The following is a 1803-nucleotide window of genomic DNA, read 5'->3' as shown; positions in this document are numbered from 1 at the left end:
TAACACCCGCGCGCCGTTCTTCCTTGCTCAGGCATTCAGTAAGCGTTTACTGGCACAGCCGAAACCGGAAGCGGAACTGCCGCACCGCTCGATTATTTTCGTCAGTTCCATCAACGCCATCATGCTGGCGATGAATCGCGGCGAATACACCATTGCCAAAACCGCCGTTTCTGCCGCTGCTCGTCTATTTGCAGCTCGCCTTTGTAATGAACAAATTGGCGTTTATGAAGTGCGCCCAGGTCTCATCAAAACTGATATGACTATTCCGGCAACGGCTTATTACGACGAACTGATTGCCAAAGGTCTGGTGCCGTGGGGACGTTGGGGTTATCCGGCTGATATTGCTTCCACTGTCCGCGCGATGGCGGAAGGTAAACTGATTTACACCTGTGGTCAGGCGGTCGCCATCGACGGCGGCTTAAGTATGCCGCGCTTCTGAGGCTGAATCATGAGAGATCTGTTACAACGCCCGGATTTATTCAGTATCAATACCGCAACACTGGGCTATAAAACGCCGCTACCCGCCATTATTGATGCCTGCGCCGCGCGTGGTATTGGCGCGATTGCTCCCTGGCGCAGGGAGTTGCAAGGTGAAGATCTCCAGCAAATCGCCCACCAGCTTGCCGCCAGTAACATGAGCGTTTCCGGTTTGTGCCGTAGCACTTACTACACCGCGCCGACACTGGCGGAACGCAAACTGGCGATTGATGATAACCGCCGGGCGCTGGACGACGCAGCGGTGCTTAACGCCGCCTGTTATATGCAGGTGGTTGGCGGTCTGCCAACGGGCACTAAAGATCTATATGAAGCGCGAGAACAAGTGAAACAAGGGATTCGCCAGTTGCTGCCACATTCGAAAGATGTCGGCGTGCCAATTGCGCTGGAGCCACTGCACCCGATGACAGCTGCCGATCGCTCTTGCCTGTGCACGTTACGCCAGGCGCTGGACTGGTGTGATGAACTCGATCCCGATGGTGAGTTTGGCCTCGGCGTGGCGGTGGATGTTTATCACGTCTGGTGGGATCCGGATCTCGCCAGTCAGATCCTGCGTGCCGGAAAACGCATCCTCGCGTTTCATGTTTCCGACTGGTTAGTGCCGACCACTGATCTGGTCAATGACCGTGGTATGCCGGGAGATGGCGTCATCAATATTCCGTCAATTCGTCGGCTGGTTGAAAACGCCGGATTTAATGGCGCTATTGAACTGGAAATATTCTCGCCGTACTGGTGGCAAAAAGATATTAACAGCACGCTGGATATTAGCGTCGATCGCATCGCGCATTATTGTTAAGGAATGATCATGAGTGACCAACCCGTTCTGTTCAGCAGAGCGGCGGCTTCCTGCCGCCTGACATTGAACCGTGAAGATAAATGTCATGCTATTAACGAAGAGATGATCGAATCTCTCGACCATTATTTAAATGAAATTGAAAACGACACCACATTACGATTAGTCGAATTAACGGCAACCGGCGATAAATTCTTTTGTGCGGGCGGCGATATTAAATCGTGGTCGGCCTATTCGCCATTAGATATGGGCAGAAAATGGATTAAACGCGGTAATGACGTTTTTAATCGCCTGCGAAACTTACCCCAATTAACCGTTGCGAATCTCAACGGTCATACCATCGGCGGTGGTATTGAACTGGCCTTGTGCTGCGATATTCGTATTGCCCGCCCCGGCGCGAAATTCTCTAACCCGGAAGTGATGCTCGGCATGGTGCCTGGCTGGATGGGCATTGAACGTGTGCTTAATCAGGTTGGTCCGGTGGTCGGTCGCCAGATGCTGATGCTGGGTAAACG

General features: G+C 52.9%; 3 protein-coding genes. All 3 read left to right on the top strand.

Annotated elements, in window-relative coordinates; translation table 11 throughout:
- A partial coding sequence (locus RTW80_RS24650; protein ID WP_312720699.1) for an SDR family oxidoreductase occupies positions 1-439 on the top strand: 439 nt, incomplete at its 5' end.
- 9 nt (positions 440-448) lie between these two features.
- On the top strand, positions 449-1291 hold the full coding sequence (locus tag RTW80_RS24645) for a sugar phosphate isomerase/epimerase family protein (protein WP_001205226.1): 843 nt from the start codon (positions 449-451) through the stop codon (positions 1289-1291).
- A gap of 9 nt (positions 1292-1300) precedes the next feature.
- Positions 1301-1803, top strand: a 503-nt coding sequence (locus RTW80_RS24640; RefSeq protein ID WP_140245814.1) for an enoyl-CoA hydratase/isomerase family protein, incomplete at its 3' end; no start/stop codon positions are given.

This window comes from Escherichia sp. AM3 (assembly GCF_032029835.1).
Taxonomy (GTDB): Bacteria; Pseudomonadota; Gammaproteobacteria; order Enterobacterales; family Enterobacteriaceae; genus Escherichia; species Escherichia coli.
This window is presented reverse-complemented; position numbering and strand designations above follow the sequence as displayed.

What these genes read in the sequence shown, in the direction of transcription:
- RTW80_RS24645 (WP_001205226.1), top strand. Translation starts at nt 449, where the DNA reads ATGAGAGATCTGTTACAACGCCCGGATTTATTCAGTATCAATACCGCA.